Source organism: Actinomadura rubrobrunea NBRC 15275 (assembly GCF_001552235.1).
In the GTDB taxonomy this organism is placed as follows: Bacteria; Actinomycetota; Actinomycetes; order Streptosporangiales; family Streptosporangiaceae; genus Spirillospora; species Spirillospora viridilutea.
In genome coordinates, this window is the sequence record NZ_BCQU01000072.1 from 19128 (window position 1) to 33626 (window position 14499).

The 14499-nt window shown below is 76.2% G+C and carries 13 protein-coding genes; 7 read left to right on the plus strand and 6 right to left on the minus strand.

The window, feature by feature from the left end; translation table 11 throughout:
- The first annotated feature begins 57 nt into the window (after positions 1 to 57).
- The 3 genes from AR3_RS20985 to serC all read left to right on the plus strand — a co-directional run bounded on the left by AR3_RS20985 (position 58) and on the right by serC (position 2886).
- Positions 58 to 1170, plus strand: a complete 1113-nt coding sequence (locus tag AR3_RS20985; protein WP_067916049.1) for a citrate synthase 2 — start codon at positions 58 to 60, stop codon at positions 1168 to 1170.
- A gap of 135 nt (positions 1171 to 1305) precedes the next feature.
- Positions 1306 to 1671, plus strand: a complete 366-nt coding sequence (locus AR3_RS30750) for a hypothetical protein (protein WP_067916051.1) — start codon at positions 1306 to 1308, stop codon at positions 1669 to 1671.
- 78 nt (positions 1672 to 1749) lie between these two features.
- Positions 1750 to 2886: a phosphoserine transaminase gene (gene serC, locus AR3_RS20995; RefSeq protein ID WP_067916053.1), complete on the plus strand. Its 1137-nt coding sequence runs from the start codon at positions 1750 to 1752 to the stop codon at positions 2884 to 2886.
- A gap of 10 nt (positions 2887 to 2896) precedes the next feature.
- Here serC and AR3_RS21000 read toward each other — a convergent pair whose 3' ends face one another.
- A complete protein-coding gene (locus AR3_RS21000; RefSeq protein ID WP_067916055.1) occupies positions 2897 to 3721 on the minus strand; it encodes a hypothetical protein in 825 nt (274 codons plus the stop codon).
- On the opposite strand from AR3_RS21000, the gene AR3_RS30755 reads away from it, so the two are divergent.
- The 3 genes from AR3_RS30755 to AR3_RS21010 all read left to right on the plus strand — a co-directional run bounded on the left by AR3_RS30755 (position 3720) and on the right by AR3_RS21010 (position 7289).
- Positions 3720 to 3872 carry a hypothetical protein gene (locus tag AR3_RS30755; RefSeq protein ID WP_157406727.1) on the plus strand — a complete coding sequence of 51 codons (153 nt, stop codon included), beginning with the start codon at positions 3720 to 3722 and terminating at the stop codon, positions 3870 to 3872. The two genes, AR3_RS21000 and AR3_RS30755, sit on opposite strands and share 2 nt — an antisense overlap.
- 167 nt (positions 3873 to 4039) lie before the next feature.
- Positions 4040 to 5125 carry a YjiK family protein gene (locus tag AR3_RS21005; protein ID WP_227023343.1) on the plus strand — a complete coding sequence of 362 codons (1086 nt, stop codon included), beginning with the start codon at positions 4040 to 4042 and terminating at the stop codon, positions 5123 to 5125.
- A gap of 58 nt (positions 5126 to 5183) precedes the next feature.
- A complete protein-coding gene (locus AR3_RS21010) occupies positions 5184 to 7289 on the plus strand; it encodes a hypothetical protein (RefSeq protein WP_227023342.1) in 2106 nt (701 codons plus the stop codon).
- Between the two features lie 16 nt (positions 7290 to 7305).
- Here the strand turns inward: AR3_RS21010 and thpR are convergent, their stop codons facing one another.
- The 3 genes from thpR to AR3_RS21025 all read right to left on the minus strand — a co-directional run bounded on the left by thpR (position 7306) and on the right by AR3_RS21025 (position 9726).
- Complete coding sequence (gene thpR, locus AR3_RS21015) at positions 7306 to 7866, minus strand: RNA 2',3'-cyclic phosphodiesterase (RefSeq protein WP_067916060.1); 561 nt, start codon at positions 7864 to 7866, stop codon at positions 7306 to 7308.
- Between the two features lie 64 nt (positions 7867 to 7930).
- Positions 7931 to 9196 carry an MFS transporter gene (locus AR3_RS21020; protein ID WP_067916061.1) on the minus strand — a complete coding sequence of 422 codons (1266 nt, stop codon included), beginning with the start codon at positions 9194 to 9196 and terminating at the stop codon, positions 7931 to 7933.
- Between the two features lie 65 nt (positions 9197 to 9261).
- Positions 9262 to 9726: a MarR family winged helix-turn-helix transcriptional regulator gene (locus tag AR3_RS21025; protein WP_067916063.1), complete on the minus strand. Its 465-nt coding sequence runs from the start codon at positions 9724 to 9726 to the stop codon at positions 9262 to 9264.
- 301 nt (positions 9727 to 10027) lie between these two features.
- Between AR3_RS21025 and AR3_RS21030 the strand changes: the two genes are divergently transcribed.
- Complete coding sequence (locus tag AR3_RS21030) at positions 10028 to 10294, plus strand: DUF2530 domain-containing protein (RefSeq protein ID WP_067916065.1); 267 nt, start codon at positions 10028 to 10030, stop codon at positions 10292 to 10294.
- 45 nt (positions 10295 to 10339) lie between these two features.
- Here AR3_RS21030 and AR3_RS21035 read toward each other — a convergent pair whose 3' ends face one another.
- Positions 10340 to 13315: a sacsin N-terminal ATP-binding-like domain-containing protein gene (locus tag AR3_RS21035; protein WP_067916067.1), complete on the minus strand. Its 2976-nt coding sequence runs from the start codon at positions 13313 to 13315 to the stop codon at positions 10340 to 10342.
- A gap of 22 nt (positions 13316 to 13337) precedes the next feature.
- Entirely contained in the window at positions 13338 to 14258 is a 921-nt protein-coding gene (locus tag AR3_RS21040) for a DUF3027 domain-containing protein (RefSeq protein WP_083951737.1), read from the minus strand.
- Between the last annotated feature and the right edge of the window lie 241 nt (positions 14259 to 14499).

Sequence of the window (14499 nt, forward strand, 5' to 3'; positions counted from 1 at the left end):
GGGTTCAATGGCACGGCACCGCCTTATCACTATGGGGACGAAAGGCAGGACAACGACATGTCCGACTTCAAACCCGGCCTTGAGGGGGTCGTAGCCTTCGAGACCGAGATCGCGGAACCGGACAAGGAGGGCGGCGCCCTCCGGTACCGGGGCGTCGACATCGAGGAGCTCGTCGGCCGCGTCTCCTTCGGCGACGCCTGGGGTCTCCTGGTCGACAACAGCTTCGATCCCGGCCTGGCCCCCGCCGAGCCGCACGTCCTGCCGGTGCGGTCCGGCGACGTGCGCGTGGACGTCCAGAGCGCCCTGCCGATGCTGGCCACGGCGTACGGCATGCGCCCCCTGCTCGACATCTCCGACGAAGAGGCCCGCGCGGACCTGGCGCGCGTGTCGGCGACCGCCCTGTCGTTCGTGGCCCAGTCGGCCCGCGGCGTGGGCGTCCCGATGGTCCCGCAGAGCCGGATCGACGAGGGCAAGACGATCACCGAGCAGTTCATGATCCGCTGGCGCGGTGAGCCCGACCCCCGCCACGTGAAGGCCATCGACGCCTACTGGGTGTCCGCCGCCGAGCACGGCATGAACGCCTCCACCTTCACCGCCCGCGTCATCGCCTCCACCGGCGCGGACGTGGCCGCCAGCATGTCCGGCGCGATCGGCGCCATGTCCGGCCCCCTGCACGGCGGCGCGCCCGCCCGCGTGCTGCCCATGATCGAGAAGGTCGAGCAGCTCGGCGACGCCCGCAAGGTCGTCACCGACATCCTGGACTCCGGCGAGCGGCTGATGGGCTTCGGCCACCGGGTCTACCGGGCCGAGGACCCGCGCGCCCGCGTGCTGCGCCGCACCGCCAAGGAGCTGGGCGCCCCCCGCTACGAGGTCGCCAAGGCCCTGGAGGAGGCCGCGCTGGCCGAGCTGCGCGAGCGCCGCCCCGACCGCGCCATCGAGACCAACGTGGAGTTCTGGGCCGCGGTGATCCTCGACTTCGCCGAGGTCCCCACCGCGATGATGCCCGCCATGTTCACCTGCGGTCGCACCGCCGGCTGGGCCGCCCACATCCTGGAGCAGAAGCGCACCGGTCGCCTCGTCCGCCCGAGCGCCCGTTACGTCGGCCCCGGCAGCCGGTCCATCCACGACGTGCCCGGGGCAGCGGAGGTCCTCAAGCGCAACGCCGGTTGACCCGGCCCGCCCCACCGCCCCGCTGAAGCGCGAGAGGCCCCCGGCACCGGCGCCGGGGGCTTCGTCGTTCCCGGTCCGCGCCGCCCCTGCCCCGCCCTGCCCGCCCTTGTCATGATGGGGTGTCATGATGGGGCGGTGACCGACGACGAGCCCCTGGAAGGGGACATCGGCCCCGCCGCGGCGGAGTCCCCGCTGGCGGACGCCCGCGGCGAGCAGTCCCGCCGGGAAGAGCTCGCACGCCAGGCCGAGGAGCTACGGCGCTATGAGCGGGAGCGGGAGGCGCGGCGGCGCCGCACCAATGCCGTCGCGGGGCGCATCACCGTCGTGCTCGTCGCGCTGCTGCTGGCGTTCCTGGCCTACGACTCGGTCACCACGGCGCTGCAGGCCCGCGAGCGCGGCGACCCGTGGATCTACCCGCCCGCCGTGATCGCCGCCCTGTGCCTGGCCGGCCTGGCCGGGCTGGCCGGGCTGGCCGTGCGGGCCGTCCGCCGGCGCAGGTGACCCGGGCGCCCGCCCGCCGCGTCCCAGCATGTGAACGCCCCCGACGGACTGCGGCGCAGGTCAAGTAGCCTTCATCGGGTGACCGAAAGCGCTGACACAGCCATTGTCATTCCCGAAGACCTCAAGCCCGCCGACGGGCGATTCGGGTGCGGCCCGTCGAAGGTGCGGCCCGAGCAGCTCGCGGCCCTCGCCGAGTCCGGGGCGCGGTACATGGGCACCTCGCACCGGCAGAAGCCGGTCAAGTCGCTGGTCGGCCGGGTGCGCAGCGGACTGACCGAGCTGTTCTCCCTGCCCGAGGGGTACCAGGTGGTGCTCGGCAACGGCGGCACCACGGCGTTCTGGGAGGCCGCCGCGTTCGGGCTGGTGCGCGAGAAGTCGCAGCACCTGTCGTTCGGCGAGTTCTCCAGCAAGTTCGCCAAGGTCACCGCGAAGGCGCCGTGGCTGGCCGAGCCGTCGGTGATCTCCAGCGAGCCGGGCACCCACCCGCGGGCCGCCGCCGAGGAGGGCGTGGACGCCTACGCGCTCACCCACAACGAGACCTCCACCGGCGTGGCCATGCCGATCGAGCGCCCCGCCGGCACCACCGCCGACGAGGCCCTGGTGCTGGTGGACGCCACGTCCGGTGCCGGGGGCCTGCCCGTGGACATCACCGAGGCCGACGTGTACTACTTCGCGCCGCAGAAGTGCTTCGCGGCCGACGGCGGCCTGTGGGTGGCGCTGATGTCGCCGGCCGCGCTGGCGCGCGTCGAGGAGATCGCGGCCTCGGGCCGGTACGTGCCGGAGTTCCTCAGCCTGTCCACGGCCGTGGCCAACTCCGCCAAGGACCAGACCTACAACACCCCGGCCGTGGCGACGCTGCTGCTGTTCGCCGAGCAGATCGAGTGGATGAACGAGCAGGGCGGGCTGGCCTGGACGACCGCCCGCACCGCCGACTCGTCCCAGCGGCTGTACACGTGGGCGGAGAAGGCGTCCTACGCCACGCCGTTCGTGGCCGACCCGGCGCAGCGGTCGCAGGTCGTCGGCACGATCGACTTCGTGGACTCGGTGGACGCCGCGAAGGTGGCCAAGACGCTGCGGGCCAACGGCATCGTCGACACCGAGCCGTACCGCAAGCTGGGCCGCAACCAGCTGCGCATCGGGATGTTCCCGGCGGTCGACCCGGCCGACGTGGAGGCCCTGACGGCCTGCATCGACTACGTCGTCGAGCGCCTCTGAGGCCCCGCCGTCAGCCGGCGGCGGCGAACTCGCCGGCGCCGAAGCCGAGGACCGCCGGCGTGAACCCGGCGCCGCCGAGCACGTGCGGCCGGCCGTTCGGCGGTCCGAGGCCCGCCCGCAGGTAGGTGCCCTCGCGGAGCATGACGGCGGTGGCGAACCGCACGCGGGTGTGCCGCTCGACCTGGCGGAACCAGCGCGGGTCGGACGCCCAGTAGAGGTTCTGCTCGGCGTCGACGGCGACGGCGAGCGGGCTGAGCGCGCCGCGGGCCAGGCGGACGCGGTCGGGCCGGGCCCGGTCGACCCACGCCAGCGCGGCCCGTCCGGACGGCGCGCCGCCCAGCTCCGCGGCGATCGCGGCGTCGTCCCGGAGGTCCGCGAGCCGCCGGAAGAGCGGATCGCCGTCCGCGGCGGCGGACGCGGCGCCGCCGTCGCGCGCGCCGACGATCCCGGAGGCGCTCCCGGACGGGGCGCCGGGCACGATCACCGGGCCGAGGGCCGCCAGGTCGGCCCGGTGCCGCCGCGCCGCGCGGACGGCGACGCCGAGCGCGACCGGCGCCGCGTCCAGCAGCGCCAGCAGGTCGGGCCGCCACATCCGCGAGAACGGGCCGCGCCCCTTGACGAGGCGGCAGCCGTCGTAGGACAGGTCCCAGCGGCGGTCGTCGCGCGTGCCCGCGGGCGGGCGGTCCGACGTGACCGCGCGGCCGGTGAACAGCGCCACCCCGGCGGCGTCGCGGCCGCGCCGCTCGGCGAGCGCGCCCAGGATCACGAACGCGTCCGACACCGCGCCGGGGTCGCCGGCGCCGGGGGCGCGCAGCACCCCGAACAGTCCGCACATGCCCGTTGAGACGCCGATCACGGCGGAGCGGTTCGAGCGGACGGCGGGGCCGAATAAGCTTCGAGTCGTGAACCGTCCGCCCCACTGGCTGCTCCCCACCGTGCTGACCGCGCTCATCCTGGCCGTGGTCCTCGGTGCCGTGTTCGGCTGAACGCGGTCGCGGCCGGCGGCGCGCTGTCCGCAACCGGCCGCGTCGACGCCGGGCGGCCGGTCCCGGTCGTCGAGTCGGATGGGACGGTCCGCGGACGGACGGTCGGGGTGCGTCCGGTCGGGCGGGTCGCGTGAGCGCTCGGGTGCGGAACGGGGGAAGATCGAAGCATGTCGTCGCCGCGTCCGTGCCGAGCCGTCCTCCGGCCCCGCGGACGCCTCCCCGTCCGGCTGGGCGCGGCGTGCGCGGCGCTGACGGCGGTCGGCGCGACCGCGGCGGCGCCCTCGGCCTCCGCGGCGCCCGTCCCCGCGGCCTCCGTCGCCGGGACGTCCGCGGCCGCCGGGCGGGCGGGCGACGCGACGGTGGCGTTCACGATCAAGGATCCGCGGATCGGCGAGTCCAGCGGGCTGGCGGCGAGCCTGCGGCACCCCGGCGTCGTCTACACGCACAACGACTCGGGCGGGCGGGCGCAGATCTTCGCCCTCGGCCCCGACGGCAGGACCCGCGCCGTGCTCACCCTCGCGGGGGCGCAGGCCCGCGACTGGGAGGCGATGGCCCTGGGCCGCGACGAGCGGGGCCGCCCGGCCATCTACGTGGGCGACATCGGCGACAACCTCGGCGGCGCCTGGCCCCACGTCACCGTCTACCGGATCCCCGAGCCCGCCGAGCTGCGCTCGCAGACGCTGCGCGCCACCGCGTTCCGGCTGAAGTACGCCGACGGCCCGCGCAACGCCGAGACGATGATGATCAACCCGCGCACCAACCGGCTGTACGTGGCCAGCAAGGTGTTCTCCGGCAAGGTCTACGAGGCCCCGGCGCGGCTGCGCACCGGCGGGTTCAACACGCTGCGCCCCGTCGGCGACGCCCCGGCCATCGCCACCGACGGGGCGTTCTCGCCGGACGGCCGCCGCTGCGTCATCCGCACGTACTTCGGCGCCCGTGTCTACGAGGTGGACGCGCGCGGACGTCCCGGCCGGTCGCTCGGGTCGGTGTCGCTGCCCGCCCAGGAGCAGGGCGAGTCGATCACGTTCACGCCGGACGGGCGGTCGCTGCTGGCCGGGTCCGAGGGCCCGGACCAGGCGGTGTACCGGGTGCCGCTGCCGGACGACCTGCTGCCCGCCTCCCCCCGTCCGCGGCGGACGACGGGCACCGGGGCCGAGAAGGGGCGCCGCGACTCGACCGGGGCGAGCCTGGGGCTGGTCGCGGCGCTGGCCGTCGCCGCCGCCCTCGGTTACGCGGTGGTGCGGAAGCGTTGATGATCGTAGGCGTGGGATCGGAAAAGGAGATGACGGGGCCGCCGGGCTCCGTGTGAGGATGCGGACTGTGGAGCACGAGCTGGTCGGCCTGCACGCCCCCGCGGGCCGGTGGCGTCCGGTCGCCGCGGGACGGCTGGCCGTTCCGGTGCTGGCGCTGGCGCTGCTGCCGATCCGGCCGGTGTGGCTCTGGGCGGCGCTGCTGGCCGCGGGCGCGGCGGCGCCGTGGATCGCCGGGGCCGTCCCCTACCTGCGGCGCCGCCGTCCCCGGCCGTACTGGCGGCTGTCGGCGGCCGGACTGGAGAAGGTGGCGCCGGACGGCACGGTCGCGACCCGCTACGAGCGGTCGCGGATCGAGGGCCTGGCGATCACCGTGGAGGACCGCGTGCTGACCGTCCTGCACCGCTTCGGCCGCGCGCCGGTGGGCGCCCTGGACGCCCTCGGCCTGGAGCCGCTGACGGTGTTCGTGACCGCGCGGCGCCTCGGCATCCCGGTGTTCCTGCTGGACGGCTCCGTCTCGGGCCTGACGAACGACGACCGCGGCAAGGGCGCGCCGGTCTCCGGCGACGACCTCGGCCTGCCCCGCCATCACGTCGCCGAGCAGCGGCTGCTGGACCAGGAGGCGGCGCTGCTCGCCGCCGCGCACGAGCCGTCCCGCGACGGGGCCGCGCCGTCCGCGGCGGGCGAGGAGACCCGCCTGGCGTCGCCGGCGCCGGTGCCGGGACGGGGCCGCACCGCGCTGCTGGGCGCGCTGGCGGGCCTGCTGGGCGTCACGATGATCGCGCACATCGCGGTCGAGGGGACGGCCCGCTTCGACCAGCGGCTCGCGGCGGGCTGCTGGGCGGTCGTCGCGCTCGCGGGGGTCGCCGGGGCGCGGCGGCGGCTGCTGCGCACCGTCCAGGTCGACTGGACGATCCGCGCCGACCGTCTGCGGGTGCGCACCCGGCCCGGGCGCAAGGACGGGCAGCTGCTGGCCGCCCGGGACGTGGCGGCGCTGGTGGTCGGGCCCGGCCTGGCGCTGGACGCGCTCACCGACCGGCCGCGGCGCGTCCCGCTGACGGTGCTGGCGTTCGACCACCGGCTGCGGCTGCTGGCCCGGCTGCCCGCGCACGGCCTGGACTCGTTCCAGCTCGCGCACGCCCTCGACGACCACGGCTACCGGGTGGTGACGCCGGCGCCGCGGCCGCCGCGCTCCCCCGCCTACGGGCTGGAGGGGCTGCCGGAGGTGTTCGCGCAGGTCCCCGGCGGGCGGCTGGTGGTCGCCGACGGCGGGCTGGGCTGGGTCGACGCCGCCGGCGACGTGGTGCTGCGCATGCCCGAGGACCGCATCGGCGGCATCGAGCTGCTGACGATCGCCGGGCACGCGTGGGTGCGGCTGTACGACTCCGACGGCGACGAGTTCTTCGCGGCGCCGCTGTCGGCGCTGCGCATCTCGCGGACCGACCTGCGCGAGTCGGCGCGCCGCGCCGGGCTGCCGGTGACGGACGCCGAGTACGACGCCTATCTGAGCGCGGCGTTCCATTCGGCCGTGGCCACGCTGTCGTCCGTCCCGTCGGAGCCGGTCCCGTCGGAGCCGGTGCCGTCGCATGCCGGCGCGTCCGGCGGGCAGGCGTCCGCGGAGACCGCCGGAGGCGCCGGCCTGGGGCCGGCTGAGGTCGAGGCGCCCGCGCCGCCGAAGCCGTCCACCGCGCCGGGGGTGGTGCTGGACGCCACGCGCCGCGCCCGGCTCGGCTCGTACGCGATGAGCGTGCTGCTGTGCGAGTTCGTGGCGCTGCTGGGCGCCGTGTGGCTGGGCCCGGACCTGGGCGGCTTCTCCGGGACGGCGGGCTGGGCGGTGCTCCTCGGTCTGCTGGCGGGGCTGGTCGGCTCCTGGCTGTACGACCGCAACCGGGCGCAGCTGCGCGTGTCGGCGGCCGGGGTGGCGGTGGTGACGCTGCGCGGCCGCGTCGAGTGGGAGCTGCGCCGCGAGCTGATCGGCGGGGTCGGCGTGGACGAGTCGTCCGAGCGGCTGCCGCGTCTGGTGGTGTGGGGCGCCACCGGCAGGGTGCTGCGTCAGGTGCCGTTCCTGCCGGACCTGGCCGAGCTGCGCCGGGCCTGCGAGCGGTACGGGATGCCGTGGGGCCCGCCGGACGCGGAGCGTCCCGCGCCGCCGCCCCCGGAGCTGTAGGCGGCGCGGCCGTCGGTCAGCGCAGGGACCAGCTCTCCAGGGACTCGTACTCGACCGTCGTGCGGCCCTTGCCGGGCAGGTGGCTGCGCATCAGGTGCACCGACTCGGCCGTCCACGACGCGCCCGCGAACGCCGTCAGCGGCTCCAGCAGGAGCCGCACGTCGAGAGGGCGGCGGCAGCGGGCCAGCGTGAGATGGGGCCGGAACGTCGGGTGCCTGTCGGGCACCATGCCCTCGCGGCGTCCCGCGGCGGTCGTGGACGCGGCGAGGCGGACCAGGGCGCGGCGGTCGCCGTACACGCCGGCCCACAGCACGCGCGCGTGCGTCGTGGTGGGGAACGCGCCGGCGCCCGCGAGCGACAGCGTGAGGCGCGGGTGGCGGGCGACGGCGCGTTCCAGGCGCGGCAGCAGGCGCCGGTACGCGCGGTCGTCGACCTCGCCGAGGAAGGTGAGCGTGATGTGCTGCTGGTCGCGGCGCAGCCACCGCAGGTCGGGCAGCTCGTCCTGGAACGGACGGAAGAACCGCTCGAGCTCGTCCAGGACCCGCGGGGGCGGCAGGACCGCCACGAACAGCCTCATGCGAACGTCCGGAAGGCCACGGATTCCAGACTTCCAGCAGGGGGTGCCGCTTGTCACGTCCCCGTCAGGTCTCCGATGCGTCGACGGCGTCGGCGGTGCGCCGCGGCCGCAGCGCCTTGAGCACCGCCGACGGCCGGCGGACGGCGGCGGGGAGGGCGAGCGCGGTGACGACGAGCACCGACGCCATCGCGATCAGACCGCCGACGACCAGGCTCAGCCGCGCCCCGAAGTGCTCGGCCATCCAGCCGACCACCGGGGCGCCGATCGGGTTGGTGCCCAGGAACACCAGCATGTAGAGGGCCATGACGCGGCCGCGCATCTCGGGCGCGACGCCGAGCTGCATGGTGGCGTTGGCGGCGGTGGTGAACGTCATCAGCGCGATGCCGGTCGGCACGAGCAGCACCAGGAACGACCAGTACGCGGGCATCAGCCCGGTGACGAGCTCCAGCACCCCGAACAGCAGCGCGGCGCCGATCAGCAGCCGCATCCGGGGGCGGGCGGCGCGCCGGGCGGCCAGCAGCGCCCCGGTCAGCGCGCCCAGCGCCAGCATGCTCGAGGCCAGGCCGAACGAGGAGGCGCCGGTGTGGAAGACCTCGCGGGACACCAGCGCGACGGTCACCTGGAAGTTCATCCCGAAGGTGGCGATGAACAGCACCAGGACGAGCACGAGCGTCAGGTCGCGGCGCCCCCACACGTAGCGCAGGCCTTCGCGGAGCTGCCCCTTGCCGCGGGCGACGGGTTCGGCGGTGTGCAGCTCGTCCTGGCGCATCGCGTACAGGCCGAACAGCACGGCGCCGAAGGAGGCGGCGTTGAGCAGGAACACCGGGCCGGTGCCGAGCACGGCGATCAGCACGCCGGCCACCGCGGGGCCGATGAGCCGGGCCCCGTTGAACGAGGCGCTGTTCAGGGCGATCGCGTTGGGCAGGTCGCGCCTGCCGACCATCTCGATGACGAACGACTGCCGGGTGGGGTTGTCGACGACGGTGGCCAGGCCGAGCAGGAACGCCAGCAGGTACACGTGCCACACCCGGGCGGCGCCGGTGACGGCCAACGCGCCGAGGACGAGGGCGAGCAGCCCCATCGACGCCTGCGTCAGCATCAGGACCCGGCGTTTGGGGTAGCGGTCGGCGATCACTCCGCCCCACAGGCCGAACAGCAGCATCGGCAGGAACTGCAGGCCCGTGGTGACGCCGAGCGCGGTGCCGCTGCCGTGCGTCAGGTCCAGGACGAGCCAGTCCTGGGCGATGCGCTGCATCCACGTGCCGATGTTGGAGACGACCTGGCCGGACGCGAACAGCCGGTAGTTGCGGTTGCGCAGCGAGCGGAACATGCCGCCGGCCGCGCCCGCGGCTACCGGCTCGTCGTCCTCCGCGTCGGCGGCCTCCCGGTCGCCCGCTACGACTGGCTGAGCCGGTCCAGGATCGGAGCCGCCTTGCGCAGGATCTCCCGCTCCTCGGGCGTCAGCGCGCTCAGCCGCCGGGACAGCCAGGCCTCCTTGCGGCGCCGCTCCTCCGCCAGCAGCTCGCGGCCCGCGTCGGTCACGCTCAGCACGACCTGGCGGCCGTCGGTCGGATGCGGGCTGCGCTCCACCAGGCCCCGGCTCTCCAAGTACGCGATCACACGCGTCATCGAGGGCGGCTGCACCTTTTCGTGGTCGGCCAGCTCCCGGGGGGTCATCGTGCGGTGCCGTTCGAGGGCGGCCAGCGCGGCGAACTGGGTGAGCGACAGCGGGCCTGCCGCCCCGGCCGCGTCGGGCCTCAGCCTGCGCAGGCGGCGCGACAGCCGGGCGATCGAGATGCGCAGGTCTTCGGCCAGGCTTTGGACCGACACCGTGTGGCTTGTGGTCGGTGACGTTGTCATGTTCGTTCGCAGAAGTCATTGCTTTTGCTAACGATACGACGGTGGATCGTATTCCGCCATATCGCCGGCAGGGCGCCCCGGCATCGCGGCCGCCCCCCGGGACCTGCACCTTTTCGCGGCGCGCGGGGGGTATGGGCGCACGAGTGCGCGGGGCGGCGCGACTTCATCCTCCGATCGGCTCGCTGATGTCCCGCCCTCCATGCTGCCATGTCGGGACTTGACCGGATCTGCGCGGAGGTCGTCGGCGGCCTGCGCGAGGCGCGGACGCCGCGGCCGGCGGACCCGCCGATAGGCTGACCGCATGACCCGACCGCGCCGTCCCGACCCGCCGCCGCTGGAGACCGACGACGTGCGCGTCGCGGCCGTCGGGACGGTCGCGTGGGCGGTCGCGCTCGCGGTGCTGCTGATCGTCGGCCTGCCGGACGAGCACCGCTGGTGGCTGTGGGTGTGCGCGGCCGGCATCGCGACCGGGCTGTTCGGCATCTGGTACATCCCGCGGCTGCAGCGCGCCCGCGCGCGCCAGCAGGCCCGCGACCGCGAGAGCGGCGGCGACGCGTCCCAGACCTAGGTCGTCGGCGACGCCTCCCAGACCTAGGTCGTCGGCGGCGGCGGGTCACAGGTCCAGGTCGTTCTCGGCCAGGAGGGTGGGCAGCGCGTCGGGGTCCCGCAGGACGGCCTCGGCCGGGAGCCGGGCCTCCCAGCGGCCGGTGAGCCAGGCCAGCGCCCGGGCCAGGCCCCACGGGCCGGTGGCGTGCGGCCGGCCGTCCCCGCACCACCACGGCACGGACACCCCGTCCACGACCAGCCGGTCGTGCGCGATGTAGGCGTCGGGCGCGTCCGGCAGCACCGCCCGGACCTGCGGCGGCACGGGCCGCTTCTCGCCGTCCGTCGCCACGACGCCCTCGACCTCCTCGCTGGCGAGCGGCAGGTCCAGCAGGTCGGCGAGCTCCTCGGCGGCGTCGCCGCGGGAGGCGATGACCAGCGGCTGCCCGGGCAGCAGCGGCAGCAGGTCCGGGCGGTCCAGGACGAGGGCGTCGGCCGCGTCCACCACCTCCGCCTCGCCGTCGACGACGGCCCGCACGCGGTCCGGCGGCTCCACCGACGGAGCGCTGTCGGCCACGGCCGTCCACAGACGTCCGAGCCGCCGCCGGGGCACCGCGCGCGCCGGATCCCCCATCCGCTCGAGCAGCTCCTCGGCGCCGCCCGGCTCGGCCAGCAGCTCCTTGAGCGAGGTGCGGACGCCGAGGGCGAGCAGGAACGCGCGGTCGAGCCCCGCCGGGGCCGGGTCGTACAGCCCGGCCAGCAGGTCGTCCTCGCCGGGGAAGCAGAACTCGGTCGGCCGCCGGCCCTTCAGCACCGGGTGGCGCCGCAGCCACCACGCCGTATAGGACGGCACCGCGACACGGCGCCCGTCGTGCAGGACGACGTGGGCGGGCTCCACGACGGCGGCCCGTAGCTCCGGCCGTTCGGCCAGCAGGCGCAGTGCTCCGTCCCAGTTCTCCACGAGCTCCAGGTCGCGGACGGCCTGGAACTCCGGCAGCAGCGGCGGCAGCTCCTGCTCGCCGAGCCGCGCCAGGACGTCGTCGGCCCACCGCTCCTCGTCGTGGAGGTGCAGCGTCACGTCGCCGGCGGCGAGCGCGGCGGGCTCGACGTCCTCGGCCCGGGCGACGGCGAAGACGTCCAGCACGCCCGCCGCCGTCAGCACCTCGGCGCCCCACCGCTCCACCAGGTCGGCGTCGGCCACGCCGAACGGGGCGTCCTCGGCGACCAGGTCGCGCAGCGCGGCGGCGGGCAGCAGCAGCTCACCCGCGGGATACAGGTCGCCGTCGGCGCCGGGCAGCGCCACGTCCGCCAGCCACGGCTCCTCGCCGGGCTCGATCCCGGCCGCCCGCACCAGGTCGAGCACGGCCTCGGCGATCGCGTCGGGGTCGTCGGCGTCGAGGGAGCCCTCGACGGCGGCGCGCACGGCCGGGTCGGCCAGCACCGTCCGCGCCCCCGCCTCCACCGCGCCCAGCCGCATCAGCAGCGGATGGACCGCGTCCGGGTGGACGAACCGCAGCCCCAGCGCGTCCAGGCGCGACGGGTCGACCCCGTCGGCGACGAGCAGCCCGCGCGGGCCGCGCACCACCCGGTCGCCGTCGGCCAGCGGGACGGGCAGGGCTCCCAGGGCGTCGGCCGGCGCGCCGGTCAGCGTCTCGTACAGGTCGCGCCACCAGGACGGGGGGCGGTCCAGGGCGGCCAGTTCGTCGATGACGTCGGCGAGCTCCAGCCGCCGCACGCCCAGCGCGTCCAGCGCCGCGTGGCGCACCGGCCAGGACGGCGGCAGCAGTCCGGGGACCACGGGGTCGTCCTCGTCGCCCAGCAGCCGGACGAACGCGGCCGGGCCGTCGACGGCCACCGCGTCCCGGCCCCGCACCCGTCCGCCCCCGCCGGCGGGCAGCAGCGGCGCCTCGGGCAGGCGGTCCAGGACGGCGCGGCGGATGCGGGCGTCCAGCTCCCCGGCCGCCACGGGCCCCGGCACCAGATCCAGCAGGCGCGGGGAGGCCGGCAGGTCGCGCAGCAGGCGGACGTAGGCGTCGGCGGCGCGTTCCACGAGGAAGTCGGTGAGCGGTCCGGGCGCGACGTGGCGGCGGTCCGGGGCGAGCGGGAACGACGCGATCAGCAGGGCGGGCAGGTCGAGCCGCTCGTCGCCGGGCGTGGGCGCGTGCACGACCGCGGGCGTCCCGGCCAGGTCCCCGCCCTCGGGCACCGCCCAGCGCACCTGCCACACGGGACGGGCGCGCTCCTCGGTGGGGCGGTCGGCGAGCAGATCAGGGTGCAGCACGCCGTGGTCCTCGACGGTGCGCCACCGCATCCCGTCGATCGTGACCGCGCCCGTCGCCGTGTCGCGTTCGGCGGTGAGGGCGCGCACGCCGCCGTCGACGTCGATCTCGACGCGGGTCAGCGCGGGCAGCGCCAGCAGCAGCGCGGGCCCGGTCCGGCGGAGCTGGTCGCGGACCCGCGCGACGGCCTCGGCGTCGCGCAGCGGCAGCCGCACGACGGTGTCGAACCCGTCCGGGACGTCCACGCGCTCGTCGAGCGGGAACGGCAGCCGCAGCAGCGGGACGTGGCCGCCGCGGCGCTCCAGCTCCTCGCGCAGGGCGGGCGTCCGGGCCGCGAGCGCCCGGGCCCGCCGCGCCGACCACTCCACGCCCCCGGCGCCGGCCGACGCGATCATCGGCCGGTCGCTCACCGCCACGACCGCGGAGAACCCGACGCCGAACCGGCCCGCCGCCTCCCGGTCGTCCCGTTTGGCGGACGCCCGCAGCGTCGACAGCGCCTCCACCCCGGCCGCGTCGAGCGGCGCCCCGGTGTTGGCGGCGGTCAGCACATCGCCGCGCAGCGTCAGCCGCAGCACGCCCGGCACGCCGGCCCGCACGGCGGCGTCGGCGGCGTTCTGCGCCAGCTCGACGACCACGCGGTCGCGGTAGCCGCCGAGCGCGTAGTCCTCCTCGGCGTTGGCGTCCTCCCGGAACCGCGCCGGGGACCGCGCCCAGGCGTGCAGCACCCGGTCGCGGATCTCGGCGGTGCCGAACGGGTCGTCGCTCACGGTCGATGCCCCCACGGCGGGATCAGCTGTGGCCGAGGGCCTCGTCCTCCTCCTCGTCGGAGGCGGCGCCGTCGCGCGCGGGGGTGATCTTGACGATGTCGTAGCCGACCTCGTCCAGCACCGGCGGGCCGTGCTCGGACGCCGGGGGCACCACGACCGCCTCCGAGTGGGCGCCGCATCCGTGGTCGGCGGACACCACGCGCCCGTCGTCGGGGGCGTACTCGTTGGCGCACACCCCGAACATCTGCCGCAGCTCCCCGGCGAGCGGCACGTAGAAGCCGCAGGTGGAGCACTGGGCGGGGGCCGAGGCGGCGATGGGGGCGCGCGGCCCGGCGACCCCCTGGTACCAGCGGGCGGCGGCCTCGGCGCGGCCCTCCCGGGACAGCACGCGGGGGCGGCCCAGCCCCAGCTCCCACTGCATCTGCTGGTCGCCCGAGTCGCCCACGTCGGTGTAGCCGGGCGCCAGCCGGGCGTCGTCGGCGGCCGTGGGCAGCAGGTCGCCGGGCCCCAGGTCGCCCGGGCGCAGCCGCTCCAGCCACGGCACCCATTCGGGGGCCAGCAGGGCGTCCTCGCCGGGCAGCAGCACGCACTCGCTCACCGTCACGACCTTGGCGCGCGCCGCCCTGGTGACGGTGACGGCCCAGTGCCAGCCCCGGTAGGCGGGCGACAGGCACGCGAAAAAGTGTGTGACCACCCGGTCGCCCTCGGCGCGCAGCCCGAGGTGGTCACCGACCCGCGTCGCCCCGGAACCGTCCGCCGCGTCGCTTCCGGCGACCTCCTCAGCGGCCTTCCGGGCGAGGTCGACGGCCTCGGCGCAGGCCGGGTCGACGGCGAAGCTTCGGCGGCGCGTCCCCCCGGAACGCTTCGTCCCTCCGGAACGCGTCGATCCGGCGGTACGGGCGCCGGCGGAACGCGCGGGACTCGACTGACGGAGTGGGCTCACGTCTCAATTCTCGCTCATGGAAGGGCGTGGCCGAGCCCGCCGCCGGCCGCGGTCGGCCGGTCGGCGCGCACCGGGTGAGCACGGCGCTCATCAGGGAAACGTACTCTCGATCGGGTCGGCTCCCGAACTCGCCGCACGGGGAGATCAGCAGGTATGGGCATCCAGGGGCGCGCGGCAGCGCTCGGACGGTCGGCGCGCGCCGGCGTCCGCGGCGCGGGCCGCGCCGTGCGGGGGGCGGGGC